The organism is Streptomyces sp. CNH287 (assembly GCF_000424825.1).
Window position 1 is genome coordinate 437,634 of sequence record NZ_AUKQ01000005.1, and the last position, 25,840, is coordinate 463,473.

Sequence of the window (25,840 nt, forward strand, 5' to 3'; positions counted from 1 at the left end):
AGGGGACCGTAGCTGGCGTCGTGCGCCCGCCGGGGATTACGGGACGGCCCTTAGATGACCGGGGGCCGCCCCAGCCGGGTCATCCGCCAGACGGTGCGCCAGCGCATCGGCCGACGTGGTCCGCAGGGCTTGCGTACCCCCTCCATGAAGCCGCCCGCCCAGGCCCGCAGGCCCGCCGCGGACCTGGTGCGGGCGGCGGTCAGTGCCACCCAGGTGCCCAGGTAGAGCGGCACCAGCGGGGCGGGGAGGTGGCGCTTGGCCAGCCACACCCGGTTGCGGGCGACCATGCGGTAGTAGACCGCGTGCCGGGCGGGTGAGGTCCAGGGGTGCTGGAGGACGAGCGAGGGCTCGTAGCGGATGTGCCAGCCCGCGTCCAGCGCCCGCCACGCGAGGTCGGTCTCCTCGTGCGCGAAGAAGAACTCGTCGGGCCAGTCGCCGGTCTGCTCCAGCATCTCCATCGACAGCGCGTGCCCGCCGCCCAGGAAGGTGGTCACCAGGCCGCCGCGCTCGGGGTCGCTGGCGCGCAGCCGGGGTACGTGCCGGCGCTGGGTCAGGCCGCGCTCGTCGGCGATGCGGAAGCTCACGATGCCCAGCGCCGGATCGTCGGCGTACGCCTCGGTCAGGCGGCCGAAGACGTCCGGGCTGATCAGCAGACCGTCGTCGTCCAGGTTGACCACCAGGTCGACGTCACCCAGCTCGCGGAGCTTGTCGATGGCCGCGTTCCGGCCGCCGGAGACGCCGAGGTTCTCCTCGAGTTCGACCTCCGTCACCCCGGCGGGCAGCGGCGGCAGCGGGGAGCCGTTGCCCACGACCACGATCCGGGTCGCCGGGGTCTTCTGCGCCGCCACGGAGTCCAGCAGCTCCCGCAGTTCGTCGTTCCGGTTTCCCATGGTCAAGATGGCGACGCCGACGCGAAGATGACGCACAGATGAACACTCCGTTCCTGAGCCCAGGCTGCGATGCTAGCCGCCCCCGCGCCAGGAGCCGGACCCAGGACCCGTGTCAGGTGTAGTAGCCCTCGACCGGTACCCGCGCCTCGTCGTACAGCGCGGGCCCGTACTGGGGCACGGGCGGGAAGTCGCCGGACGGCTTGAGGCCGGAGAGCTGGTCGCCGGAGAGCGCGAAGACGACGCGCCCCAGGCCCGAGCGCGCGAGGGCGCCGGTGCACATGGGGCAGGGCTGGCAGCTGGTGTAGAGGGTGGTCTCGGCGGCGGTGTCCGGGTCCAGTTCGCGGGCGGCCCAGCGGGCCAGCTTCAGTTCCGGATGGGCGCTGATGTCGGACTCGGTCAGCGTGGTGTTCCACTCCTCGGCGAGCACCCGGCCTGCGGAGTCCGCCAGCAGCGAGCCGAAGGGCGGGTTCCCGCTCTCCCGGGCCGTGGCGGCGAGCGCGATGGCCCGGCGCAGAAGGGGCTCGTCGTGCGGGTCGTGCGTGGCCGGTGAGGTCATCTTCGCTCCAGGTGGGTGCGGTGGTGGTGGCGGTGGTGGTCGGGCTCGGGGGGTGCGGCGGGCGCGGTCGGCGGCTACCGCCCCCGATCCCAGCAGTCGGCGAGCGTGGCCAGCGCCCGCCACGCCCGCTGCGGCCGCCGCGTCTCCTCCGGGTCACCGTCGAAGGGGTCGAAGACGACGCTCTCGGCACCCATCAGCCGCAGCTCCTCCAGATCCCCGAGTACCTGCTCGAGGGTGCCCACCCCGGCGGCCCGCTCCGCCCCGGTGACCGGGGTGTCGGTGATCCGCAGGGCGATGCGCGGCGCGAACGCGGGCACCGGCAGCTCTTCCTCGGCGGCGATCGCCGCCAGCCGGTCGGCCGTCGCGTGCAGCCGGGGGAGGGTCAGGCGCAGCGGGTGCCACGCGTCGCCCAGCCGTACGGCGCGGCGCAGCCCGGCGTCGGCGTGCCCCCCGACCCAGACCGGGATCGGGGTGGCGCCGTAGTCCGCCTCATCGGCCCAGGCCGTACGCAGCGACCGGAGGTAGTCGTCGGTCAGCCGCCCGCGCTGCCGGAACGGCACGCCCAGCGCCTCGAACTCCTGCCGCGCCCAGCCCACCCCGACCCCCAGCACCAGCCGCCCGCCGCTGAGCTGCTGGAGGTTGGCCGCCATCCGCGCGACGAGCAGAGGATGCCGGTAGGGAAGGACGAGCACCGTGGTGCCCAGGCCGATCCGCTCGGTGACGCCGGCGAGCCAGGAGAGAGTGGTGAAGGGTTCGTAGAACGGCGCCGGGTACTGGGCGGCGACGTCCGGCGTGATCGCCACGTGGTCGGAGACCATCAGCAGGTCGAAGCCGAGCCCCTCCACCGTCTGTGCCCAGGACCGCAGCACACCGGGGTCGGTGCCGGGGCCGAAGTTCGGTACGTTCACGCCTGTTCGCATGGATCGAGGCTATCCAGCCGGACAGGGCCGCTGGAAGAGACTCCTTCCGGCGTGAGGGGTTCCGCTCCGTGGATCTGCCGGTATCTTCGCCGGATGACCGAGAGTCTCGATTCGACCGACTGGGCCGTGCTCGCCGAACTCCAGCGTGACGGCCGCCTCCCGCTCACCGAGCTGGGCCGCCGGGTGAACCTCAGCGCCTCGGCGGCGACCGAGCGGGTCCGGCGGCTGGAGGCGCTGGGGGTGATCACCGGCTACCGCGCCGAGGTCGACCTGGGCAGGGCCGGATTCGCGGTGCTGGCGGTCGTACGCCTCAAGTACCCCGGCAGCAGCCACGAGCCGCTGCACCGGCTGCTGGCGCAGCGGCACGAGATCCTGGAGTGCCTGCGCACCACGGGGGACGACTGCTACACGCTGAAGGTCGCGGTGGCCTCCATGGCCCGGCTTGAAGGCCTGATCAACGAGCTGGCGCGGTTCGGCAGCACCACGACGAACGTCGTCTACAGCCAGACGCTCCCCTTCCGCGGCCCCCTCGCGCCGCCCTCCTCCGAAGCGGACGCGGAAGCGTAGCGGCGCGCGGGGCGGGCGGAGGGGGACAGCGCCCCCGCCCGCGCCGCCCCGGCTCCGGGCGTCACGGGACGGGGGTGGGCACCTTGTCGCCGTAGGGGAAGTCGGAGACGACGTCGCCGTTCGGGTCCGTCAGCTTGGCGGTGTCGCCCTGGTTGTTCCAGATCGGGCGGTTCACGCCGTAGCGGAATCCGCCCCAGGCGGGGTGGTCCTCGTTGGTGTAGATCCGGATGCGCTGGCCCGGCTGGAGGAGCGTGCCGGGCGGGAAGGTGAAGTCCTGGCCCCGGTCGTCGGCGCCCAGGAGCCAGCCGGAGATGTCGGCGGGCTCCGTGCCCCGGTTGAGCACCTCGACGAACTCGTCGGCCTGGCCCTTGGCCTGGCCCTTGAAGTGGACCTGGGTGATGACGACGTCGGGCTTGCCGGGCCGGGCGAAGAGCGCCACGATGTCGGCGCTGTTCGCGCTGCTCTCCTGGCTCACGAACTGCCGGACGATCTGGCCGTTCTGCTTGAAGCCGCTGATGAGGACCTTGTACGCGACCCCGTCCACGGTCACCGTCTCGGGTGAGATGAAGGACGGCAGGTCGACCAGGTCCTCGGGGGCGGGGCCGTTGTTGGGCGTCTCGTTGTGGTGGAAGCGGAAGGTGAAGTCGTTCGTGGTGCCGTCCTCGAACGCCACGTTCACCTTGAGGTCCACGTCGAACTCCCGCTGGGGGAGCGGCGGGATGGGGAAGTTCTGGTGGGTGAAGGTGCCCAGGGTGAACTCGGTGCCGTCGAGGTCGACTTCTACGGTGCCGCCCTGGAAGACGTAGCCGCTCTTGGCGTTGTCGGCGGCGTCGCCCCACTTGACGTGGTGGGTCTGGACGCCGCTGATGGTGGGTGAGCTGACGGTGAGGGACGTCCACGATCCGGTGGTGACAGCGGAACTCATGCCTGGTTTCTCCCTGTTGCTCGGCCTGCTGCTCGATGGGCCCTGCCGAGCGTCGATCTACCCGCCCACCGGCACGGAACGCGCAGCTCGTCCCGGAACCACCCTGACGGGTAGTTTCTGGGCGATTCGCCTGCGCACCCCCGGCCGGTCTGCTGCGTGGCGGCGCCGTGATGGGACCGGCCTATCGCCGGTCGGCATCCTCCGTGCGGGACACCGCGCCACCACACTCTGCGAGGACGGGAGCCGCCCGGCGTGATGCGGGCGCCGGGCCCGCCCACCACGCTCGTCAGGCGCCAGGCGCCGACCCCCCTACGACGAGAGGACTCCACGTGAAACGCATCAGGACGCTGCTCTCCGGCGCGCTCGGCCTCGGCCTCGCGGTCGCCGGGCTCGCGGCGGCACCCGGCGCGGCGAGCCCGCCGCGCGCGGCGGAGCGCACAGTCGCCACGGCCGCCCCCGCCACGGCCGCCCCCGCCACGGCCGCCCCCGCCACGGCCGCCTACGGCGGCGGCAGCCGGGCCGAGCAGATCAAGAGCCGGGCGGTGTTCGACGCGGTCTGGCGCGCCGCGCAGGACGTGCGGCACGAGCGGGCCGCCGAGTCCGGCACCCAGGCGGTCACCCTCACCTACAACGACACTGCGGCACCCAGCTTCCAGGCGGAGATTGCCGAGAGCACCGAGATCTGGAACTCCTCGGTCACCCACGTCCAACTCCGGGAGGTCAGCGGCGCCGCCGACTTCAGCTACCGGGAGGGCACCGACCCGCGCGGCTCGCACGCGGTCACCGACGGCCACGGGCACGGCTACATCTTCATCGACCTCCCGCAGAGCCGCGAGTACGACGCGCTGCGCATCGTCGCGCACGAGACCGGCCACATCCTGGGCCTGCCGGACCACTACTCGGGGCCGTGCAGCGAACTGATGTCGGGCCACGGGCCGGGCACGGGCTGCACCAACGCCCAGCCGAACGCGGCCGAGAGCAGCCGCGTGGACCTGCTGTGGGCGAACGGCCTCGGCCTCGGCAGCGCGTGGAAGCCGGAGCTGGTCACCGTCCGCTGACCGGGCGCCGTCCCGCGCGGTACTCGCCGGGCGTCATGCCGTACTCGCGGCGGAAGGCCAGGTGAAAGCCCACCCGGCTGTCGTAGCCCACCCGGGCGGGGATGTCCCGCTGCGGCACCGACGTGTCGGCCAGCAGCAGCCGGGCCTCCTGGAGCCGCCGCGACAGCAGGTGGCGGGCCGGGGTCTCGCCGACCAGCTCGCGGAAGACGCGGGAGAAGACGGACCGGGACATGCCCGCCTCGCGGGCCAGCGCCTCGACCGTCCAGGGGCGGGTGTCGGCGGCCAGCGCTGCGTCCGCCGGTCTACCTGGACAACCTCTTCAGTCCCTGGAACGGCCTGGCCCTCGTCGGCGACGGCGCTGACGGCACCCGGTTGCGGCGGGCCGGGTGCTGCGCGTCGGCGGCGCCGAGGTGCTGACGGGCCTGCGGCTGGCCGGGGAGTTCGCCCGCGTGCTGGGGCGCGAGGTGCGGTATGTCCCGCTGGAGGTGGGGGAGTTCGTGCGCGACTGGATCGCGGCCCAGCCGTGGGACAGAGGGCGCACGGACCCTGGACGGTGACGGTGACAGCGCCGGGGCCGTGGCCGCCGGGAGCGCCCTCGGTCCGCGCCGTCGGAGGAGACCCGCTCGTACGCCTCGAGGGTCCGGACGAACATGGCGCGCTCCTCCGGGGCCAGCGGTGCGAACGCCTGCTGCCAGGCCTCGGCACCCCTGGCGAGCCAGGCGCTGATCGCCTCCCGGGTCTCCGGGTCGCGGGTGAGCGAGACGATGGTGCGCCGCCGGTCGGCCGGGTCCGCGTCGCGCTCCACCACGCCCTGCCGGCTGAGGTCGGCGACCATCAGGCTCACCGTCGTCGGTGCGACCTGGAGGCGGGTGGCGAGCTGGTGGACCAGGGCGGTCCGTCGAAGAGCAGGTGCGCCAGGTTCATCGGGCGCAGCTGCTCGGGCACCGTGAGGCGCTTCAGCCGCTGGGCGACGCGGGGCATCCGCACCAGCATGGCCCGGGTGGCGTCGTCCGTACTGAGGCCGGGCCCGGGCGACCGCTCCTGGTTCTCCGTTGCCTTCGGCCCAGCATACGGTCAGCTCACGGGCGTCCGGCGCGGCGCCGGGCGGGCCACCCTGGGTGGGTGACCCGCCCGGCGCCGCGGCCTCGGTGCCCGGTCAGCGGCCCTGGAGGGACTTGACGTTGTTGCCGAAGCTCCACGACCTGGAGCCGTCCCAGTTGAGGGACCAGGTCATCAGGCCCTTGAGCCCGCCGTTGTAGTGGTTCCACGCCTGCGACACCAGGTTCGGCGGCATATGGCCGCCGCCCGCGCCGGGCTGGGCCGGGAGGCCGGGGACCTGCTTGTCGTAGGGGACCTTGATCGTGGTGCCCTGGATGTTCAGGCCCTTGTTCAGACAGTCGGTCTGCGCGGTGAAGCCCTGGACGGTGCCCGCCGAGTACGAGTCGCCGGAGCAGCCGTACATGCTGCCGTTGTAGTACTGCATGTTCAGCCACCACAGGCGGCCGTTGTCCGCGTACTTCTTGATGATGGGCAGGTACGCGCCCCAGATCGAGCCGTAGACCACGCTGCCGCCGGTGACGTACGCCGTCTCGGGCGCCATCGTCAGGCCGAAGTTGCTGGGCATCTGGGCGAGTACGCCGTCGATGATGTGGATGAGGTTGGCCTGCGAGGCGGACAGCTGGTTGATGTTGCCGCTGCCGACGAGCCCGGTCTCGATGTCGATGTCGATGCCGTCGAAGTTGTACTTCTTGAGGATCGGCACCACCGTCGCGATGAAGCGGTCGGCGACGGTGCGGGAGCTGAGGTCGATACCGGCGGTCGCGCCGCCGATGGACATCAGGATCGTCTGGCCGGCCGCCTTGGCGTCGCACATCTCGGCCGGTGTGGCGACCTTCACCGTCGAGTCCATCCCGTCCTCCCACAGGACGGTTCCGTCCGAACGGATCACGGGGAAGGCGGCGTTGAGCACGTTGTAGCCGTGCTGCAGGATGCGGCTGTCGTTGATGGGGGTCCAGCCGAACGGCGGGTGCACGCCGTTCGCCGCCCCGTCCCAGTTCTCCCAGTACCCCTGGAGCACCTTGCCCGCGGGTTTCGACTTGACCGCGCAGGTCTCCGCCTGCGGTACGGCGGTCGGTGCCGACGCCGGTGACGCGCTGCTCGGCGACATGGTGCCCGGCGAGGCGGCGCTCGGTGCCGCCGCGGCCAGCATCGGTACGGCGAAGGCCATCGCCACGCCGATTCCCAGCAGGCGGGATTTCCGTCTGATCATGATGTGCTCCCTTCGCGCCATGACGGACCGTCGCCGGGGCGGCGAAGGCGGTCAGGGCGACCTGACTCCGGGTGAGTGGGTAGAAGCCACAGATCTGCCGCGTGATACCGCCTGCGTGCGAGCGGGGCAGGGCGCGCGGGGCGGCCGTGGGGACGGCGGCCGGCGGCCGTGCGCGGGGCATGCATGAGGAGGAACAGTCTGGGGGACACGCTCAGCTCCTGGACTGTGGGGCGCCTGGAGAGACGTACGCGGGGGTGGTGAGGTGAACGTAAAGTGGTCCAGACCTGCCGTCAATAGGTCTGGACCAAAGTCGGCGGGGTCCCTGCTAACCTGACCGGGTCCGCGTCGGACCCGCGCCGGATCGCTGAGCGTTCCGGACGGGATGCCGGCCCACGCGCGTGAGCAGGGAGGTGAGTTGATGAATGCGGTGAAGACCGCCGCCCAGCGCGGCGCCCGGTTCCTCCTCTCCTCCCGGGCCCCGGTCTGACCCACCTCCCGCCTCCCCGCGCCCCTCACCCGGACCCCTCCGGTTGGTGAGCGGCGCCCGGTGACGGCTGACGCGTCGTGCCGCGGCCCCCACACCGAAGGTGTCCGACTTGTCCTCGAAGTACCCGAAGGACCCGCAGTCCTCGACGCGTCCGGAGTCCTCGCAGCACCGAGACTTCGCCGCCGACGCCCCCGCCCGCAGCACAGAAACGGAACGGACCCGCACGATGGACAGCACCCCGAACGCCGCCACCCCCGCTCCCTGGAACACCCGCCCCGAGCGCGACGACCAGGCCGACCGTGCGGCCGTACGCGAGGTCAACCTCGCCGCGTTCCCCACCTCCCAGGAGGCCGATCTCGTCGACGCGCTGCGCGCCGACCCCGACGCGTGGCTGCCCGGCCTGTCCTGGCTCGCCCAGGCGCCCGACGGCACCGTCGCCGGCTTCGCGCTGCTCACCCGCTGCCACGTGGGCGACGTCCCGGCCCTGGCCCTGGCACCGTGCGCGGTGCTGCCCGCCTACCAGTGCCAGGGCGCCGGAACCGCGGCCGTACGGGCGGCCCTGGCGGCGGCCCGCGAGCAGGGCGAGCACCTGGTACTCGTCCTCGGGCACGCCGCGTACTACCCCCGCTTCGGCTTCACACCGGCCGCGGCCTACGGCATCCGCCCGCCGTTCGCGGTCCCCGACGAGAACATGCTGGCGCTCCCCCTCGACCCCGCCCGCCCGGTCCCCTCCGGCACGATCCGCTACGCGGCGCCGTTCGGCGTCTGATCCGACGGCGCACCGACGGCGCACCAGCCGTCGGGCGCGCGCGGCGGCGGCCCGGGACCGGCACACGGCCCCGGGCCGCACCGCGTACCGGCCCGCACGGCGCCGCGCCCTCGCTGCCGCGAGCCGGGCACAACCGGACCACCGAAGCACACGTCCGGCGCTGACCGCCTGGGACCACTGAGGACATCGGAGTCATTCACCTAGGCTGTCCCCGCACTGCCGGGAACCGCGGGGGCGGGACGTTCGTCTCCTCACGGGTTCGCGGTGGACAGGACGTTGAGGGCGCCAGGTGCATACCGGTCGGGGGAGAAATGCCGGAAGGCCGTGTGATCGCAGGGCGGTACGAGCTGACGGAGCGGCTCGGCCGTGGCGGTATGGGCGAGGTCTGGGCCGCCTGGGACGGCGTGATCCGTCGCTGGGTCGCCGTCAAGCTGATCCAGCACGAGGGTGAACTGGCCGACCAGGAAAGGCAGTTCCTGCGCGAGGCACGGACGGCGGGCGGTCTGAACCATCCCGGCGTGGTCACCCTGCACGACCTCGGCCAGGACACCGACGGCAGCCTCTACCTGATCATGGAGCGGCTCTCCGGACGTGACCTCGGCCGGGTGCTGCGCAGGGACGGCCTGCCGAGCGTGGCCACCGCGGTCGACTGGGCCGCGCAGACCGCCGCCGCGCTGGCCGCCGCGCACGGCGAGGGCATTGTGCACCGCGACCTCAAGCCGGCGAACCTCATGCTCACCGAGCACGGCGTCATCAAGATCCTGGACTTCGGCATCGCCCGGTTCGCCACCGCGGTGACCACGGCCACCTCCGCCAGCCACATCATCGGCACCCCCGCCTACATGCCGCCCGAACGCCTGCTCGGACGGCCCAGCGACGCCCGTGGGGATCTCTACTCGCTGGGCTGTCTGCTGCACGAACTCCTCACCGGGGAGCAGCCGTTCGGGAATGTCGAGCCCGCGGCGGTCATGTTCGCCCAGGTGCACACGGAGCCGCAGCCCCCCGGGCAGCTGCGCGCTGGAATTCCCCGCGAACTGGACTCCCTCGTAGGCGAGTTGCTTGCCAAGTCCCCCGACGGCCGGCCCGCGTCGGCGCAGGAGGTGCACGACCGGCTGCGGGCGCCGGGGCCGGGGCCGGGGTCCGGGTCCGCGCCCACGGCACCCGCCGGGCAGACCCATCCCCGCACGGTCCCCTCGCCCGTCGGTCCTGGGGTGTACGGTGCCGCCCCCGTGTACGGCGCCGCTCCCGTCCAAGACGTCGTCCCCGGGCACGACAGCACACCTGGCTGGCCGGGCAGCGCGGGCCCGCCGCCACCACCGCCACCACCGCCGTCCGGCCTGCCGCCCGCTCCGGCCCCGTCGCGCCGGGGGCTCACCCGGCGCGGGCTGCTGGGCCTCGGCGCGGCCTCGGTCGTCACCGCTGCCGGGGGCGTCACCGCGTACCAGCTGTTCAGCGGGGGCACGAGCGGGAAGGGGCCCGGGGGCGGCGGCCTCCTCGACGACCTGCGCGCTGCCGGGACGGTGAGGATCGGCCTGTCGGACGAGCGGCCGTGGGGCTACCTGGAGGACGGCAAGCCGACGGGCGAGGCTCCCGAGGTGGCCAAGGCGATCTTCAAACGGCTCGGTGTGCCGCGCGTCGAGGGGGTGCTGGTCGCGTTCGATGCCCTCCTTCCCAGCCTTCAGGCAGGGCATTTCCACGTGCTGTCGGCCGCCATGTCCATCGAGCCGAAGCGCTGCGACCAGGTCCTCTTCTCCGACCCGGACATCCAGATCAAGGACGCCTTTCTCGTCCGGAAGGGCAATCCGCGCGGGATCAAGAGCTTCGAGGACATCACCAAGAAGGGCCTCAAGCTCGCCACCGGCACCAACTTCCCTCAGCTCGACCACGCCAGGAACGCGGGTGTGCAGGGCATCAAGGTGCTGGCCGACCAGTCGGCCGGTCCGGCCGCCCTCGCCAGCGGCGAGATCGATGCCTTCGTGGGCACGCGGATCTCGCTCGCGAAGGTGGCCGAGGACAACTCGGGTGTGGAGGTGACCGCTCCGTTCTGGCCGACGAGCAGCGGGGGCAAACCTGTGCACAGGGCAACCGGGTTCGCCTTCCACCGCTCCGATCGGAAGCTTCGCGACGCCTTCAACACCGAGCTGCTCAAGCTCCGCGAGAGCGGCGAACTCCTGCGCATCGTCCGGCCGTTCGGATTCACGGAGGACGACATGACACGGCTGACGGCCGCCAAGCTGTGCTGACCGACAAGCTGTGCTGACGACCCGGGAGGCGGCAGCGGCTGCGGCAGCCGGACGCCCTACGCGTCGCCCCCGCCGCGGATCATCGACATCAGCAGCCCGTGGGTCTCGGCGTCGGCGGCCACGACCAGTCCCCCCTGCGTCCGCCCGACCGGGGCGCCGTCGAGACCGGTGACCACGCAGCCGGCGGCCCGGCACAGCGCGATGCCCGCGGCGAAGTGCACGCTCTCGGACAGGTCGCCGCCATCGGTGACGTACGCCGCGCGCTTGCCCGCGGCGACCCAGGTCAGCGCCAGCGTCGAGGAGACGACGCGTGGCCGGAAGTGCTCGGCGAACCCGGGGTGTGCCAGCAGGTCCACGGCCCGGAAGCCGGGGGCGCTCGGGAAGGGCGGGTCCAGATTGACGTCCACCAGCCGGGTGGCGGCGCTGGGGCCCAGCGGTGCGTCGGCCCCGTCGTGCCGCACCCGGGCGGTCTCGCCGTCGGTGACGAAGACTTCGCCGCTGAACGGGTCGGCCACGGCCGCCGCCCCGCCGCGCAGTGCGACGTTGACGGCCACCAGCATGGAGCCGACGGCGTAGTTCAGCGTGCCGCACAAGGGATCGACGAACCACTGGCGCGCGGCCCCGGCGGCGCCCTGCCGCCCGTTCTCCTCGCCCAGCACCGCATCGTCGGGCCGCGCGGCGCGGAGGACCCCGAGGATGGCCTCCTCGGCCGCCAGGTCGGCGGCGGTGGCGAAGTCCCCGGCGCCCTTGTCGAGCCGGGCGAGCCGCTGACCGTACATCTGGCGCACCACGTCCGCCCCGGCCCGTACGGCGGCCGTCGCGACCTCGGCATCGGTTGCGCGCGCGGGGGAGTTGACCATGGCGCACACACTATCGACCCCCTCTCTGGGCACGACGAGGGCCGAGGAGATAGAACGTGGCCATGGCAAGCTTCGAGGTCACACCGATCGGTACGGTCCGAAACGACCGGACGGACATCCAGCACACGGACAACTGGGGTGCCGTCCGCAGCACGATCACCCTCGACGAGCGCTTCGGCGAGGCGTGTCTCCAGGGTCTGGAGGGCTTCTCCCACGTGGAGGTCCTCTTCCTCTTCGACCAGTTCCCCGAGCCCGACGACTATCGCGAGCCCCGCCCCTACCGAGGCCGTTCCGACCTCCCGCCCGTCGGCGTCTTCGCCGGCCGCGGCCCCCGCAGACCGAACCGCATCGGGGTGACGTCCTGTGCCCTCGAAGCCGTCCACGGCCGCGAACTGACGGTGGTGGGCCTCGACGCGGTCTCCGGCACCCCGGTCATCGACCTGAAGCCGGTGATGGCGGAGTTCCGCGTGGCGGACATCGAGCAGCCGGACTGGGTCAGCGACGTGATGTCGGAGTACTTCCGGCCCTGAACGGCCCCCGCCGACCTGCGACCTGCGGACCCGCGACCTACCGACCCGCCCGCCCTCACCGCACGTCGAAGGAGCGCAGCCAGAGTTCGAGGGTGAGCACCAGCCACAGCTTGCCCCCCTGCCGGGGGAGCAGCGTGCCCTCGCAGCGGAGCCAGGCCCGGAGAGTGTCCTCGCGGAAGAGGCCGCGGGCGCGGGCGGAGGGGCCGAGCAGCAGGTCGTGGCCCAGCTCCCGCAGCGGCCCGTCCAGCCACTGCTGCACCGGTACGCGCATGCCGCTCTTGGGCCGGTCGACCACGGTCGCGGGCAGCAGGTCCCGGACGGCCTCCTTGAGAATCCATTTCTCGCTCGTGCCGTGCAGCTTCCAGCGCGGGGGCACCCGGAAGGCGTGGTCGACGACCGCGCGGTCGAAGAGCGGCGCGCGCCCCTCCAGGCCGGTGGCGGCGGTGATGCGCTCCACCTTGGTGAGGATGTGGTGGGCGCCCTTGGTGCGCAGGTTGGTGTGCAGCAGCTGGTTGAGCAGGCTGCGCATCGCGCCCTGGCGCAGGTACGGCGCCACCAGCGTGGTCGGCGGCGGCGCGTCGGCCAGTTCGGCCAGCACGTCCGGGGTGAGCAGGACGGGCAGGTCGGCGTAGCACTTGCGGTACGAGTCCAGGTAGGCGAGCGCCCGGGACTCGGTGCCCGGCTCGTCGCGGTGCAGTTCGTGGATGAGCATGGGCAGGTTCTTGGGGCCGCCGAAGACCGGGTCGCCGCCCTCGCCGTTGAGGACGATGTCCATGCCGTCGGCCGCCACCGCCTCGGCCAGCAGCAGGTTGGGCACGGTCAGCGGGTCGCCCACGGGGTTGTCCAGCAGCGCGACGGTCTCCGGGAGCCGGGCCGCGACCTGCGCCCCGGGCACGGTGAGCACCCGGTGCCGCGTGTGGCAGTGCGCCGCGACCAGTCCGGAGTAGGCCAGTTCGTTGGGGGTGTCGCCGCCGAAGCTGATCGAGTACGAGCGCACGCCCTGGTCGTGCAGCTTGGCCGCGAGCGCGGTGACCAGGCTGCTGTCCACCCCGCCGGAGAGCAGTACGGCCGCCGGGCCGGACTCCGGCAGCCGGCGCGCGGTGGCCTCCTCCAGGAGCGCGCGCAGCCGCAGGGCGTGCGCGGCGGGCGGGCGTTCGTCCTCGGCCTCGGCGGGCTCCCAGAAGGTCTCCTCGACGCTGGTCCCGTCGGCACGCAGCCGCAGGCAGCGGCCGGGCAGCACCTCGTGCACACCGCGCAGCAGGGTCTCGCGGCCGGGGAGGTAGGCGAAGGTGAGGAAGGAGCGGACGGCGGGCAGGTGGAGCCCGGTCCGCAGCGCGGGCCAGTGCCGCAGCGCCCGCAGCGAGGTGGCGGCGGCCCAGACCGGCCCGGCGGCGGTGGCGGCACGGGCGTGGTAGAGCGTACGGGCGCCCACGTGGTCGCGGATCAGGACCAGTTCGGCGTCCGGCCCCTCGCCCTCGGTGACGGCCAGCGCGAACATGCCCTCGGCGGCGGCCAGTCCGGCGGTGCCGAGGCGGGCGTAGCAGCGCAGCAGCAGTTCGCCGTCGGGGCAGTCGGCGGGCACCTCGGCCGCGCCGAGCAGGGCGCGCAGCTGCGGCGCGTTGTGGAGCGTGACCTCACCGACGGCGTGCAGCGGCCCGGCCCGGAAGGGCCCGGCGGCCCGGCCTGGCCCGTCGAGCAGCCCCAGGGCGTGCGGGCCGGCTGCCTGTACGGTCCGGCCGCCCAGGGCGGCCAGCTGCCGGGCCGGGTCGTCGTACGGGTCCAGACAAGCGCACCAGCGGGACATCACAGGTTCCTCTCAGCCGAAGTCGCCGCCGTCGTCGGCGCCGTTCCCGCCCCAGTCGCCGTAGCCGCCGGACTCGCCCGAGGCGTCACCGCCGCCGCCGGAGGCGCCGGCCTCGGCCTGCGCCTCGCGGCGCAGTTCTTCCTCCTCCTCCGCGGTCAGCACGTCGGGCGGCGGTTGCAGGGTGCCGAGCATCCCCCCGGCGGCCACGGCGGTGAGCGCGGCGCCGACCGCGTGGCCGAAGGACGTGCGGTTGACCGTGAGCAGGCCGTCGCTCCACAGGGTGCGCCCGAATCCGCCCTCCCGGCCGTACCGGACGACCCCGTCGGCGCCCGTGCGCTTGACGAGGCGCCGCCCCAGCAACTCGTCGGTGCCCGCGCCGCCGTGGTCGTCGCGCCAGGAGACGCGGCCGTCGGCCTCCCGCGTACGCCACTCCTGCCGGCCGTCGGCATAGCGCCGGTGCGCGGTGCCGTCGGCGAGCAGTTCATCGGTGTAGGTGATCTCCCGCGGCTGCGGCACTGCACGTCCTTCTCTCATGGCGAGGTGCCCCCCTCACGCGGTGGGCCAGGTCAGGAAGCCCGCCGTACGGGACCGTCGCAGCGCGCCCAGCCGGCTCGGCTCGGGCGGTACTTCGCGGACCATGCGGTGGACGGTGCGCAGCAGCGCCGCCGGGTTGACCGCTTCGACCTCCGTGAAGCGGCCACGGCGCAGCCAGCTCTCCTCCCACTCGCTCAGCCGGAGGGGCGGTGCCGGGGGCAGGGCCGGACCGGGCCCGCCGGCGGGCGCGGGGCGGCGGCCGTGGAAGAGGTGCACGGCACCCGCCTGCCGGGGGCGCAGGCCGAGCGGGACGACCCGTACGCCGTCCGGCACCTCCGTCGTGCGGCGCAGCCGGGCGGGGAAGGCGAGCCCCCGGGCGGAGGCGTCGTGCAGCAGGTAGAGGGCGGGCCGCTCCGCACGGGCGAGCATCCGCAGCACGCCCCCGTCAAGCGGCAGTTGGGACTGGCCGTAGACGGGGCAGGCGGACTCCGTGGGCAGCTTGTTGGCGCGCAGCATGGCCGCGACGCTGTCGGACTCGCAGACCAGCAGGCGGGGCAGGCCGTAGTCGAAGAGGTCCGGCTCGGGGGTGTGGCGGCCCGCCGCGCGGCGCGGCGGCGGGGCGGCCGGTGGCAGCAGGCCGGGTATCGGGCCGTGCCGCGCCCGGTGGCGGCGCAGCGCCGTCCGGAAGTCGCGGTAGGACAGGGCGGGGGCGAGGGTGAAGGGCAGGCGGCGCGGGCCGCGGTGCCAGGGCAGCAGCACCCGGCACAGCTCGTAGTACAGCTGGCGCTCGGTGAAGCGCAGCCCGTCGGGTGCCGCGGCCCGGCGGGCGGCCGTGCGCAGGGCCCGGTCCAGCAGCGCGGCACGGGCGGCGCCGGCGGGACTTCCCGCCGCGGTGCGGCCCCTCATGCGGCGGGCCAGGTGAGGAAGCCGACGCCGCGCGCCCTGCTCCGGTCGGGGTCGGACCGCGCCTCGGCCCGTTCGGCGGCCCGGCCGACCGCCGTCAGCAGCTTCGCGGGGCGCACCGCAGCCAGCGGCGACCACCAGCCCTCGGAGAGCCACCGGGCCTCCGCGTCGGTCAGCTCGGGGCACAACTCCCGCAGTCGCGCGGCCTGCTCGCGCGGCAGCGCCACCGTACGCAGCCGGAAGGACGACTCCTGGGCGAGCACCGTACGGGGCAGCAGCCCGGCGGGCACGGCCCGTTCGCCGCAGAAGGCCCGTACCTCGGCGGCGAAGGCGAGCCCGGCCGGGCTCGCGTCGTGCAGCACGATCACCGGGACGTCCGGCGGCACCTGGCGCGGTGACTGTGCCAGGACCATCGCGTACGTGTCGGCCGCGCCGTTGGCCGCGAGGCAGGTGAGCACGGAGCGGTCCGGGCACGCCAGGGCGAGCCGGGGGTGCGCGACGACGGGAGGCGGCACCTGGGCGTCGCGCACCAGCCCGGGCGGCGGGCCGCCGTACACCTTCGACCAGCGCTTCAGCACGTCTGAGTGGAAGGTCTCGAACGGCATCGGCATCGGCCGCGGGCGGTGCCGGTCCGCCCGGCGGCGCATGCGGCGGAGCAGCACGCAGCCGGCGATCAGCACCACCAGCGCGGCCAGCACGGTGATCAGCACCGTGCGGGCGGCCAGGCCGGCCGTGACGCTGACGATCGGCACGCCCAGGCCCAGGGCCAGGAAGAGGAAGAAGCCGCAGCCGGCGTACTTGTCGCCGGGGTTGACGAGGTGGTTGCGCGCGGTGGCGTACCAGAGCTGCTCGGAGGTGTACGCGAGGCGCTGGTCGTCGCTCAGCCGGGCGGCGAGAGTGCGCACCCGGACGTCGTGCAGCCTGAGCTTGTTCTCCTTGGGCTCCAGCGCGAACTGGCGCTTGCAGTAGGAGCAGCGCCTGCGGCTGCGCTGCTTGTACAGCAGGCTCCGGGAGCAGCGCGGGCAGATCACGGGGCACTCACCCGCCAGGCACTCACCCGCTGGGCCGGACCGCTTCCGTGCCCCTGCGGCCCCGCCAGGCCACTCCCGCGCGCGGTCATCTGCCACCCCCACCCCGTCAAACAGGAGTTGACTCTAGACGACGGGGCGGCGACGGGACAGCCCGGAAGGGGGGAAGCGGCGGCGAAGTCCTGGTGAACGCGGTGCTGCCGCCCGCCGTGGCGCCGATGGCTGGTCAGTACACTTGCCATCCCTTCCCGATCACCGTGTGCGCACCGCGCACGCGGCCGCACCCGCAGGGGCCGCCGTCATGTCGAGTCCACGGATGAAGCGCGACGCCGACGCGGTGAACGAGGTGCACGACGTCGCCGATTTCACGGACACCGCGCGCAACGTCGTCACCCCCGTGCTGCGGCTGCCCGAGGACGTCGCGCTGGCCGTCGTCGAGGCGTTCGCGGGCGTCGTACGGCGCGCGAAGGGCAGCCCGGCGGCCACCACCCGCGACGGCGACGGGATCACCCGCTCCCAGACGTTCGAGGAGGGGGACGTCTACCTGGTCGAGGCCCCCTTCGACGGCTTCTTCGCGGACCGCTACCTGATGGACTTCTACAACGTCCAGGAGCGGGGCCTCTGTTCGCGGATGCACCTGCACACCGGGCTGCGGTTCGTGCGGATGATGACCGGGCCGGGCACCCGGATACGCGTGAGCAGCCTCTCGCCGTTCCAGGTCACCCACGTCGAGGGCGTCACCCCCTTCGTGCCGCGGACCTTCCAGGACACGCTGCCGGACACGCCGCAGGAGGTGGTGCGGACGCGGTACAACCTGGTCGTGCCGCCCTGCTCCTTCGTCGACATGCAGATTCCGCGCGGGGTGAGCCACCAGTTCAACGCGATCGGGCCGCACGCGGTGATCGACTCCGTGCATCCCGAGGAGTCCGTGGAGACCTTCCGGGAGGGCATGACCGGGCTGCGGATGACGGCGCAGACCGTCTTCCTGGCCGAGGAACTCCCCGACTCCCGCACCTGCGCGGAGCTGCCGTCCTGACCCGGCGGCCCGGCGCTCACCCCCGCGGCGGGTGCGGGGCCGACAGACCTTTGGTGATCACTTCCTTACGCTGCGTAGTAGAACTGCCGTTCCCTGCGGAGTGTCTCCCGTTGAATCATGACGGTCGGTGAGATTCGCCAATCCCGAACAGAATCATGAAATTATTCTGCACCGACGGGGCTTGACTCCCTACTCGGCAGCTCCCTATATTTCTCCTGCCCGGTCGAGCATGAAAGACGGGCACGAACCCCCACTGTTCGCGAAGTCTTGGGTGTACGGCTCCAATGCGGGCCGAGTCCGCGGGAATGTGAAGGGGGAATCATGCCAGGCAGCGATCAGCACACGAGCACCCTGCGGAATTTCCCCGCCGCTGCCGGCCCGCCCGAATGGGCTCCGGCTTCGCTCTTCCCGCACCCCGGCTCACCGATAATCGACGACTTGCTGGACGGCGCGCTCCATGAGGCGCGGCAGCTGGCCGAGGAGTTCACCGGACGCCTGGCCGACCTCGACGCGCCCCGCCTGCGCGCCGCCCTCCGCCGCTACGAGCACTGCGTCGCCCGCCTCCAGGAGGCGTCCTGCTACGGCGAACTCCTCCAGGCTGACGTCCGATTACAGCCACCCGCCACCGCGCTGCTCGCCCGCTGCGACCGCGCGTGGGCGGAAGCTGCCTCGTTACTGGCCTTCTTCGAGGCCGAGTTGGGCCGGTGGAGCCCGCACGAGGCCGCTGACCTCGGCGGCTACGCCAACTTCCTCGCGAAGGTGCAGGCCAGCACCGCCCGTACGCTCCCCGAAGCGCAGGAGCACATCCTCGCGCGGCTGCGTCCGACCGGCGGTGAGGGCTGGGAATCGCTCTCCCGGCAGCTGCTGTCGGGGATCTCTGTCGAGATCGACGGCACGCCGCGCAGCATCGGCGAGGCCCTCCCCGGGCTCTACGACGCGGACCGCGCGGTGCGTGCCGCGCGCCACCAGGCGGTCAGCAGCGCTCTGGCCGGCCAGCTCGAACTGCGCGCGACCGCCCTGTCCATGACGGTCGCGGACAGCGAGGCCCGCGCCGCTCTGCGGCGGACCGACTGGCTCGCCGAGCGGCGCGTCCTGGACCAGGTCCAGCACGGCGAACTGGACGCCCTCCTTGCGGCGGCCGACGAGTGCGGCCCGCTGATCCACCGCTACCACGCCCTCAAACGGGAAATCCTCTCGATCGACGACTTCACCGACTACGATCGCTACGCCCCCTTCGGGTCACTGCCTCCGGAGACCACCTGGAGCGACGCGCTGGACGCGGCACTGGCGGCAATGGATTCAATTTCCCCGGTGTTTTCCCAGCTTTCCCGCAAGGTGATCGACGGCGCCCGTATCGACGCACTTCCCAGGCCGGGTAAACGCCGCAGCGCTTTCACGCAGGCGATCCCCGGGCAGCTTCCGTTCGTCTCGATGAATTTCACCGGGAAACCCCGGGACATCCTCACGCTCACGCACGAGCTGGGGCATGCTGTCTCGCTGCAGCTGGCCGCCGAACAGCCCCACCTCGCGTCCACCCCCGCCCCCGTCATGGCCGAGACCCTCGCGCTCTTCTGCGAGGGTGTGGTGGTGCGCCGCCTGATGGCCGGCAGCACCGACACCGGAGTCCGGCTGGCGTGGCTGGCCCGCTGGCTGGAGGACCAGATGGTCGCCGTCGGCCGACAGGCGGCCCTGCACCGCTTCGAGTCGGCGCTGCACGCGGCGGCACGCGACGGGGAGATCCTGGACGCGGCCCGCGTCTCAGAGCTGTGGACCGAGGGCCAGCGGCGCCTCTACGGCCCGGCCGTACGGCTGACCGACGAGTACCGCATGTGGTGGAGCTACCTCGACCCCCTGTTCACCGCGCCGGGCTCGCACTACGCGTACGTCTACGGACAGCTCTCCGCGCTCACCCTGCTGCGCCACTTCGAGGACGACCCGGCGGGCCTTGGCAGGCGGCTGGTCGCGGCGCTGCGCCTGGGCGACTCGCGCCCGCCGGCCGAGCTGCTCGCCGCCGTCACCCGAAGCCGCGAGACCGCCTGGCGCGACGGGGTGGCCCAGCTGGCGCCGCGCCTGGACGAGCTGTGCGCCCTCACCGACTTCCGTCCCGTGCATCCCGCACGGGACGGGAAAACCCGGCCCTCAGGGCTGACAGGAGGTGACCACCATGTCCGTTGCGATGACGACGCGTAAGACCAGCACCGCCGGCCAGGCGCAGGAGGGCTGAGCCCTCCCCGGAGGGCCCTGAGTCCTCCACGTTCCACAACTCCGCGGGTGGGCGCGCCAATCGCCCACCCGCGGAGGTCATCGGGCGGCCACGGCTCCGGCCGTGCCACGGTTCAGTATCGCGGAAGGAAGACGACGATGCCCCCCGCCGAGAAGACGCGCAGGCCTCAACTCAAGCACACCTCACCGACGTTCGGCTCGGGCGAGACGATCTTCATCGGCGGTTTCGGCGAGGTGACCGAGATCGCCGACCCGACCGGCAGCGTCCGGCGCCTCCTCGAACTCCTCGACGGCACCCGCACCGCGGCGGAGATCCACCAGGCGCTGAGCGCCGACTTCCCCGAAGTCACCCGCCAGGACGTGGACGAGGCCGTCGCGCAGTTCGACGAGGCGCGGTTCCTGCTCGACGCCCAGCACACGCCCGAGGGCGTCCTGGAGGCGCACGAACTGGAGCGCTGGGAACGGAACATCAACTTCTTCGGCTCCTTCGCGCGGATGGACGACAACAAGTACGCGCCGCAGCGCAAGCTCCGTGACTGCCGCGTCACCCTGCTCGGCCTCGGGGGCCTGGGCTCGCACGTCCTGCTGGACATGGCCGCGATGGGCGTCGGCCACGTACGGGCGGTGGAGTTCGACCGGGTGGAGCTGTCCAACCTCAACCGGCAGATCCTCTACCGGGAGAGCGACATCGGCAAGGAGAAGCTGCACCTGGCGGTGGAGCGGGTACGGCAGTTCAACCCGCACATCGACATCGAGCCCGTCGGCCTGCGCATCCGCGGCGCCGAGGACGTCACCAGTGTGCTGGACGGCACGGACGTGGTCATCTCCGTCGCGGACCGCCCCAAGATGGAGATCGCCCACTGGGTGAACGAGGCCTGCGTACGGGCCGGGGTACCGCTGATCACCGGCGGCCTGGAGACGCAGCGGGCCGTGTACTTCACCATGATCCCGGGCCGCACCGGCTGCATCGAGTGCTGGCGGCGCCAGGCCCTGGCCGCGGACGAGGTCTCCGGGCAGCTCCTGGAGGAGAAGCGGGAGCGGCGCATCGGCGGGGACAACGCCGCGTTCTGCCCGCTGGTGACGATGACCACCGGCTTCCTCATCGGGGAGCTGACCCGGCTGGTGACCGGCATCGCGCCGCCGGTGGCGGCGGGCCGGCTGATGGAGCTGCGGTTCACCGACTACGCCATGCAGGAGAGCGAGCGCTGGGAGCGGCAGGACGACTGCCCGGTGTGCGGAAGCTGAGCGCAGCCGCCCCGCCTGACTCGACCCCGCGCGACGGCGCCGGATCGCGGCCCGTGAAAGATGATCTGGAGAGACGCCCGTGGGACGCCGCTACTACACCCTGCTCACCGCTTACCTCACGTCCTCCCTGGGCAACTGGCTCTACCGGCTGGCGCTCCCGCTGCTGGTGCTGGAGCTCACCGGCTCCGCGCTCCAGACCGGCGCCGTCTACGCGATCGAGTACATCCCCTTCCTGCTGCTGTCGCTGCCCGGCGGTGTCCTCGCCGACCGCTTCGACCGCCGCAAGCTGCTCGTCTTCGGGGACCTGACGGCCGCCGCCATCGCCACCGCGCTCGCCGTGGTGGTCTCCACCGGCACGCACGCGCTGTGGCCGATCTACCTCGCGGCCTTCCTGCTGGCCTGCGTGGAGCCGGTCTACCACCCCGCGTTCCAGAGCTTCCTGCCGGAGATCGTGCCCAGCGAGCGGCTCGGCCCGGCGAACAGCTGGATGCAGTCCGGCGACAACATCATGAGCATGATGGGACCGGCCGCGGCGGGCGGCCTGGTGGTCTTCCTCGGCTACCAGGCCACCATCTACGTCAACGCCGCGACGTTCGTCATCTCCGGGATCGCCGTCCTGATGATCCGCTCCGGCAAGAGCGAGGCACCCCGCGCGCCGCGCGGCAAGGTCACCTTCGTCCGGGACATCCGGGTCGCGCTGCGCTACGTCTTCCGCCGCAACCGGGTCCTCGCGGCCGGTTCGCTGATGTTCACCGGCACCAACTTCGCGATCTGGCTGATCCAGGCCAACTTCGTCTTCTACCTGACGACTTACCGCGACTTCAGCCCCCAGGTGATCGGCTTCGTCCTGGCCGCACAGGGGGTGGGAGCGGTGCTCGGCGCGGCGGTCGCGGGCAAGCTGGTGCAGCGGTTCCCGCCCGGCCGCATCCTCATCGGCACCACGGCGCTGGCCGGCCTGGGCACGCTGCTGCTGATCCCGATGCGCAGCCCGGTCGCCATCGGCGTCACCTGGGGGCTGCTCTACGGGCTGGGCTCGGTCAACCCGGTCGCCTGGTTCACCCTGCGCCAGAAGATCGTGCCCGGCGACCTGCTGGGCCGGGTGGTGGCCAGCACCCGGATGCTCGCCTTCTCCTCCATCCCGGTCGCCGCGCTGCTGGCCGGCACGCTGGAGTCGACGTTCCACAACATGTACCTGATCATCGCCATCGGCGGGCTGCTGCGTCTGGGGATCGCCGTACTCGCCTACCTCTCCCCGCTGCGGACCCCCGTCGAGGGCGTCATCGCGGCCGACGACGCCGACGACGCCGAGGAGCGCGACGCGGACCGTACCGCCCGCCCCGCCACGTGAGGACGCCGCCCCCGGCACGGCTCGGGGGCGGCGGTCACACACGCGTCAGCCGCGTCAGTCGCGCTGGGCGTTCTCCGGCAGCTGCCGGAGCTTCATCTGGTTCGCGCTCGACTTCTTGTAGCCGAAGCCGTAGTCGAGCAGCTTCGCCGCGTCCTTGTAGCGGTCCTTGCCGTTGAGCACGACGCCCACCAGCGTCTTCCCGTCCCGCGTCGCAGCGAAGACCAGGCACGGGCCGGCCGCCGTACCGGTGCCGGTCTTCACCCCGATGGCGCCCTTGTACGAGCCGAGCAGCTGGTTGGTGTTGTACCAGGTGTACGTGCGGGTGCCGCCGTTGCTGGCCGTCGCCTTCGCCTTGTACGACTTCGCCTTCACGATGGCCCGGAAGTGCCCGCTGCCCATGGCCGAGCGGGCGATCTTGGCGAGGTCGCCGGGGGTCGTGTAGTTCTTCCCGCCCTGGGAGATGCCGTCGAAGGAGTCGAACTTGGTGTCCTTCAGACCGAGCGAGGACGCCTTGCTGTTCATCTTGCCGATGAACGACTTGGTACGCGCGGCCATGCTGCTGCCCGAACCGTAGGCGTCGGCCAGCGCGTACGCCGCGTCGCAGCCCGAGGGCAGCATCATGGCGTACAGCAGCTGCCGCACGGTGACCTTGTCGCCCGTCCGCAGATCGGCGGTGCTCGCGCCCTGCTTGGCGACGTAGTCCCGGTACTGCTTCTTGACCGTCACCTTGCGGTCGAGGTTGACGTTCTTGGTGGAGAGCACGACGGCGGCCGTCATGATCTTCGTCGTGCTGGCCATCTGCCGGCGGGTGGTGGTCGACTTGCCGAAGACCTTGGAGCCCGTCGCGTTGTTCAGCAGATAGGCGCCCTTGCCGCTCACCGAGGGCGGAGCAGGGGCGGCCTGTGCGGTGGCGACCAGCGGAGAGGCCGTCAGGAACACGCCGCACGCGAGGGCCACGGCGGTGGACCTGCGGACGGCGGGTGTGCTGAGTTTCAAGGAGACGCTCCGGGAGTGAAAGAGCTGAACAGGCGGCGTGCGCCTGCGGCGCGGAGTGCGCGGGGGCGCCGAGTGGCCGGTGCCCCTCAAGGAAGACTCCCGAGCGGGGCGGAGGGATGTACGCGAGGCGCGCAGAACACGAGACCGGCACCGGACCGGGCACGGCCCCCCCCGCCGTGCCCGGGAACGCGAAGAGGGGGAAGGGCACCGGGCCCTTCCCCCTCTTCCGTCCCGGCGGAGGCCGCGTCAGCCGAGCGTGGAGAGCGCGTCGTTGAGGGTCTTCGAAGGACGCATCACCTTCGTCGCCTTGTCCGCGTCCGGCTGGTAGTAGCCGCCGATGTCGGCGGGCGAGCCCTGGACGGCGACCAGTTCGTCCACGATCGCCTGCTCCTGGTCGGACAGCGTCTGCGCCAGTGCGGCGAACGCCGCCGCCAGCTCCGCGTCGTCCGTCTGCCGGGCCAGCTCACCGGCCCAGTAGAGCGCCAGGTAGAAGTGGCTGCCGCGGTTGTCGATGCCGCCCAGCTTGCGGCTGGGCGACTTGTTCTCGGTGAGGAAGGTGCCGGTGGCGCGGTCCAGGGTGTCGGCGAGGACCTGCGCCCGCGCGTTGCCCGTCTTCTGCGCCAGGTGCTCGAAGCTGACTGCGAGCGCGAGGAACTCGCCCAGGCTGTCCCAGCGCAGGTAGTTCTCCTTGACCAGCTGCTGGACGTGCTTGGGCGCGGAGCCGCCCGCCCCCGTCTCGAACAGCCCGCCGCCGTTGATCAGCGGTACCACCGAGAGCATCTTGGCGCTGGTGCCCAGCTCCAGGATGGGGAAGAGGTCGGTCAGGTAGTCGCGCAGCACGTTGCCGGTGACCGAGATGGTGTTCTCGCCGCGGCGGATGCGCTCCAGGGAGAAGGCGATCGCGTCGGCCGGCGCCATGATCTCGATGCGCAGCCCCTCGGTGTCGTGCTCCGGGAGGTACGCCTTGACCTTGGCGATGAGGTTCGCGTCGTGCGCGCGCGCCTCGTCGAGCCAGAAGACGGCCGGGTCGCCCGTCGCGCGGGCCCGGCTGACGGCGAGCTTGACCCAGTCCTGGATCGGCACGTCCTTGGTCTGGCACATGCGGAAGATGTCGCCCGCGCTGACCGTCTGCTCCAGCACGACCTCGCCGCCGCCGTCGACCGCCCGCACGGTGCCGGTGACGGGGATCTCGAAGGTCTTGTCGTGGCTGCCGTACTCCTCGGCCTTCTGCGCCATCAGACCGACGTTCGGCACCGAGCCCATGGTGGCGGGGTCGTACGCGCCGTTGGCCCGGCAGTCGTCGATCACGACCTGGTAGATGCCCGCGTAGCTGCTGTCGGGGATGACCGCGAGGGTGTCGGCCTCCTGGTCGTCCGCGTTCCACATGTGGCCGGAGGTGCGGATCATCGCGGGCATCGAGGCGTCCACGATGACGTCGCTGGGCACGTGCAGGTTGGTGATGCCGCGGTGGGAGTCGACCATCGCCAGGTCGGGGCCCTCGGCCAGTTCGGCCTCGAAGGACGCCTTGATCGCCGCGCCGTCGGGGAGCGACTCCAGGCCCTTGAAGATGCCGCCGAGCCCGTCGTTGGGGGTGAGGCCCGCCGCGGCGAGCGCCTCGCCGTGCGCGGCGAAGGTCTTCGGGAAGAAGGCCCGGACCACGTGGCCGAAGATGATCGGGTCGGAGACCTTCATCATCGTGGCCTTCAGGTGCACCGAGAACAGCACGCCCTCGGCCTTCGCGCGGGCGATCTGCGCGGTCAGGAACTCACGCAGCGCGGCGACGCGCAGCACGGCCGCGTCCACCACCTCGCCCGCCAGCACGGGCACCGACTCGCGCAGGACGGTGGTGGTGCCGTCGTCCCCCACCAGCTCGATGCGCAGCGCGCCGTCGGCGGCGATGACGGCGGACTTCTCGGTGGAGAAGAAGTCGTCACCGTCCATGTGCGCGACGTTCGTCTTGGAGTCGGGGCTCCAGGCGCCCATGCGGTGCGGGTTCGCCCGGACGTAGTTCTTCACCGAGGCGGGCGCGCGGCGGTCGGAGTTGCCCTCGCGCAGCACCGGGTTGACGGCGCTGCCCTTGACCTTGTCGTAGCGGGCGCGTACCTCGCGCTCCTCGTCCGTCTTGGGGTCGTCCGGGTAGTCCGGCAGCGCGTAGCCCTGCTCCTGAAGCTCGGCGACGGCCGCCTTGAGCTGCGGGATGGACGCCGAGATGTTCGGCAGCTTGATGATGTTCGCCTCGGGCCGCTGGGCCAGCTCACCCAGCTCCGCGAGCGCGTCGTCGATCCGCTGGCTCTCCGCCAGGTACTCCGGGAAGCTGGCGATGATCCGCCCCGCCAGCGAGATGTCGCGGCTCTCCACGGACACCCCGGCCGTGGCGGCGTACGCCTTGACCACGGGCAGGAACGAATACGTCGCCAGGGCCGGGGCCTCGTCCGTGTCCGTATAGATGATGGTCGAGTCAGTCACCGCTACTCCGCTCCACGTCTACATCGTCTCGATATCAAGATATCTCCTGCCGGCTCCTCGCTCGACACCAGCCCCCGCGTGCGCCGCGCGCACCGGCCTGCGCGGCCCGCCAGGACGGCACGCCACGCGGCGGGTCACTCTGCGTAGGCAGGCGGTGCCGATGTCGTGAACATGCCGCCGCCC

The 25,840-nt window shown here is 72.4% G+C and carries 24 protein-coding genes; 10 read left to right on the forward strand and 14 right to left on the reverse strand.

Going from position 1 to position 25,840, the window contains the following annotated elements; all coding sequences use genetic code 11:
* Positions 1-50 precede the first annotated feature (50 nt).
* From H299_RS0108300 to H299_RS0108310, 3 genes are all read right to left on the reverse strand, one after another.
* Positions 51-926 (reverse strand): glycosyltransferase, encoded by an 876-nt coding sequence (locus H299_RS0108300; RefSeq protein ID WP_027748039.1) that lies wholly within the window; start codon positions 924-926, stop codon positions 51-53.
* A gap of 76 nt (positions 927-1,002) precedes the next feature.
* The gene (locus H299_RS0108305; protein ID WP_027748040.1) at positions 1,003-1,446 is read right to left on the reverse strand and encodes a nucleoside deaminase; all 444 of its coding nucleotides are present in this window, start codon (positions 1,444-1,446) and stop codon (positions 1,003-1,005) included.
* Positions 1,447-1,520: 74 nt separating this feature from the next.
* A complete protein-coding gene (locus H299_RS0108310) occupies positions 1,521-2,366 on the reverse strand; it encodes an LLM class flavin-dependent oxidoreductase (RefSeq protein ID WP_027748041.1) in 846 nt (281 codons plus the stop codon).
* A 93-nt stretch (positions 2,367-2,459) separates the two neighbouring features.
* Between H299_RS0108310 and H299_RS0108315 the strand changes: the two genes are divergently transcribed.
* Positions 2,460-2,933 (forward strand): Lrp/AsnC family transcriptional regulator, encoded by a 474-nt coding sequence (locus tag H299_RS0108315; RefSeq protein WP_027748042.1) that lies wholly within the window; start codon positions 2,460-2,462, stop codon positions 2,931-2,933.
* 61 nt (positions 2,934-2,994) lie between these two features.
* Here H299_RS0108315 and H299_RS38125 read toward each other — a convergent pair whose 3' ends face one another.
* The gene (locus H299_RS38125) at positions 2,995-3,858 is read right to left on the reverse strand and encodes a lamin tail domain-containing protein (RefSeq protein ID WP_027748043.1); all 864 of its coding nucleotides are present in this window, start codon (positions 3,856-3,858) and stop codon (positions 2,995-2,997) included.
* A gap of 329 nt (positions 3,859-4,187) precedes the next feature.
* Here H299_RS38125 and H299_RS0108325 point away from each other — a divergent pair, with 329 nt between their 5' ends.
* Positions 4,188-4,916 (forward strand): snapalysin family zinc-dependent metalloprotease, encoded by a 729-nt coding sequence (locus H299_RS0108325; RefSeq protein ID WP_027748044.1) that lies wholly within the window; start codon positions 4,188-4,190, stop codon positions 4,914-4,916.
* Here the strand turns inward: H299_RS0108325 and H299_RS0108330 are convergent.
* The gene (locus H299_RS0108330; protein ID WP_486587208.1) at positions 4,903-5,202 is read right to left on the reverse strand and encodes a helix-turn-helix transcriptional regulator; all 300 of its coding nucleotides are present in this window, start codon (positions 5,200-5,202) and stop codon (positions 4,903-4,905) included. The genes H299_RS0108325 and H299_RS0108330 overlap by 14 nt on opposite strands.
* Before the next feature lie 100 nt (positions 5,203-5,302).
* Here H299_RS0108330 and H299_RS39880 point away from each other — a divergent pair, with 100 nt between their 5' ends.
* A complete protein-coding gene (locus tag H299_RS39880) occupies positions 5,303-5,473 on the forward strand; it encodes a hypothetical protein (protein WP_199782419.1) in 171 nt (56 codons plus the stop codon).
* A 283-nt stretch (positions 5,474-5,756) separates the two neighbouring features.
* Here the strand turns inward: H299_RS39880 and H299_RS40310 are convergent, their stop codons facing one another.
* A complete protein-coding gene (locus H299_RS40310; RefSeq protein WP_486587190.1) occupies positions 5,757-5,897 on the reverse strand; it encodes a hypothetical protein in 141 nt (46 codons plus the stop codon).
* A gap of 175 nt (positions 5,898-6,072) precedes the next feature.
* Entirely contained in the window at positions 6,073-7,182 is a 1,110-nt protein-coding gene (locus tag H299_RS0108345) for a chitinase (RefSeq protein WP_027748046.1), read from the reverse strand.
* Positions 7,183-7,898: 716 nt separating this feature from the next.
* Between H299_RS0108345 and H299_RS0108350 the strand changes: the two genes are divergently transcribed.
* Together H299_RS0108350 and ehuB are read left to right on the forward strand one after the other, a co-directional pair.
* On the forward strand, positions 7,899-8,441 hold the full coding sequence (locus H299_RS0108350; RefSeq protein ID WP_027748047.1) for a GNAT family N-acetyltransferase: 543 nt from the start codon (positions 7,899-7,901) through the stop codon (positions 8,439-8,441).
* Positions 8,442-8,767: 326 nt separating this feature from the next.
* Entirely contained in the window at positions 8,768-10,684 is a 1,917-nt protein-coding gene (gene ehuB / locus H299_RS40315; RefSeq protein WP_486587191.1) for an ectoine/hydroxyectoine ABC transporter substrate-binding protein EhuB, read from the forward strand.
* 56 nt (positions 10,685-10,740) lie between these two features.
* Here ehuB and H299_RS0108365 read toward each other — a convergent pair whose 3' ends face one another.
* Positions 10,741-11,544, reverse strand: a complete 804-nt coding sequence (locus tag H299_RS0108365) for an inositol monophosphatase family protein (RefSeq protein ID WP_027748048.1) — start codon at positions 11,542-11,544, stop codon at positions 10,741-10,743.
* A gap of 62 nt (positions 11,545-11,606) precedes the next feature.
* On the opposite strand from H299_RS0108365, the gene H299_RS0108370 reads away from it, so the two are divergent.
* Positions 11,607-12,074, forward strand: coding sequence for an SAM-dependent methyltransferase (locus H299_RS0108370; protein ID WP_027748049.1), 468 nt, complete (start codon positions 11,607-11,609; stop codon positions 12,072-12,074).
* 55 nt (positions 12,075-12,129) lie between these two features.
* On the opposite strand, the gene H299_RS0108375 is transcribed toward H299_RS0108370, so the two are convergent.
* Genes H299_RS0108375 through H299_RS0108390 form a run of 4 tightly spaced genes read right to left on the reverse strand, consistent with a single transcriptional unit; the run spans position 12,130 to position 16,346 of the window.
* Positions 12,130-13,878, reverse strand: a complete 1,749-nt coding sequence (locus tag H299_RS0108375; protein ID WP_027748050.1) for an asparagine synthase C-terminal domain-containing protein — start codon at positions 13,876-13,878, stop codon at positions 12,130-12,132.
* A gap of 12 nt (positions 13,879-13,890) precedes the next feature.
* Positions 13,891-14,394 carry a hypothetical protein gene (locus tag H299_RS0108380; RefSeq protein WP_027748051.1) on the reverse strand — a complete coding sequence of 168 codons (504 nt, stop codon included), beginning with the start codon at positions 14,392-14,394 and terminating at the stop codon, positions 13,891-13,893.
* Positions 14,395-14,427: 33 nt separating this feature from the next.
* Positions 14,428-15,318: a hypothetical protein gene (locus tag H299_RS0108385; protein WP_051262230.1), complete on the reverse strand. Its 891-nt coding sequence runs from the start codon at positions 15,316-15,318 to the stop codon at positions 14,428-14,430.
* Positions 15,315-16,346, reverse strand: a complete 1,032-nt coding sequence (locus H299_RS0108390; RefSeq protein ID WP_027748053.1) for a hypothetical protein — start codon at positions 16,344-16,346, stop codon at positions 15,315-15,317. Before H299_RS0108390 ends, H299_RS0108385 begins: the two co-directional genes overlap by 4 nt.
* 313 nt (positions 16,347-16,659) lie before the next feature.
* Here H299_RS0108390 and H299_RS0108395 point away from each other — a divergent pair, with 313 nt between their 5' ends.
* The 4 genes from H299_RS0108395 (at position 16,660) to H299_RS0108410 (ending at position 22,195) form a co-directional block, all read left to right on the forward strand.
* Positions 16,660-17,379, forward strand: a complete 720-nt coding sequence (locus H299_RS0108395) for a hypothetical protein (protein WP_078512560.1) — start codon at positions 16,660-16,662, stop codon at positions 17,377-17,379.
* Positions 17,380-17,700: 321 nt separating this feature from the next.
* A complete protein-coding gene (locus H299_RS0108400; RefSeq protein WP_078512561.1) occupies positions 17,701-19,569 on the forward strand; it encodes a M3 family metallopeptidase in 1,869 nt (622 codons plus the stop codon).
* A gap of 171 nt (positions 19,570-19,740) precedes the next feature.
* Entirely contained in the window at positions 19,741-20,847 is a 1,107-nt protein-coding gene (locus tag H299_RS32890) for a ThiF family adenylyltransferase (protein WP_051262231.1), read from the forward strand.
* Between the two features lie 79 nt (positions 20,848-20,926).
* A complete protein-coding gene (locus H299_RS0108410) occupies positions 20,927-22,195 on the forward strand; it encodes an MFS transporter (protein ID WP_027748056.1) in 1,269 nt (422 codons plus the stop codon).
* 54 nt (positions 22,196-22,249) lie between these two features.
* Here the strand turns inward: H299_RS0108410 and H299_RS0108415 are convergent, their stop codons facing one another.
* Both H299_RS0108415 and H299_RS0108420 read right to left on the reverse strand, forming a co-directional pair.
* On the reverse strand, positions 22,250-23,191 hold the full coding sequence (locus tag H299_RS0108415) for a D-alanyl-D-alanine carboxypeptidase family protein (RefSeq protein WP_027748057.1): 942 nt from the start codon (positions 23,189-23,191) through the stop codon (positions 22,250-22,252).
* A gap of 246 nt (positions 23,192-23,437) precedes the next feature.
* Entirely contained in the window at positions 23,438-25,657 is a 2,220-nt protein-coding gene (locus tag H299_RS0108420) for an NADP-dependent isocitrate dehydrogenase (RefSeq protein WP_027748058.1), read from the reverse strand.
* Between the last annotated feature and the right edge of the window lie 183 nt (positions 25,658-25,840).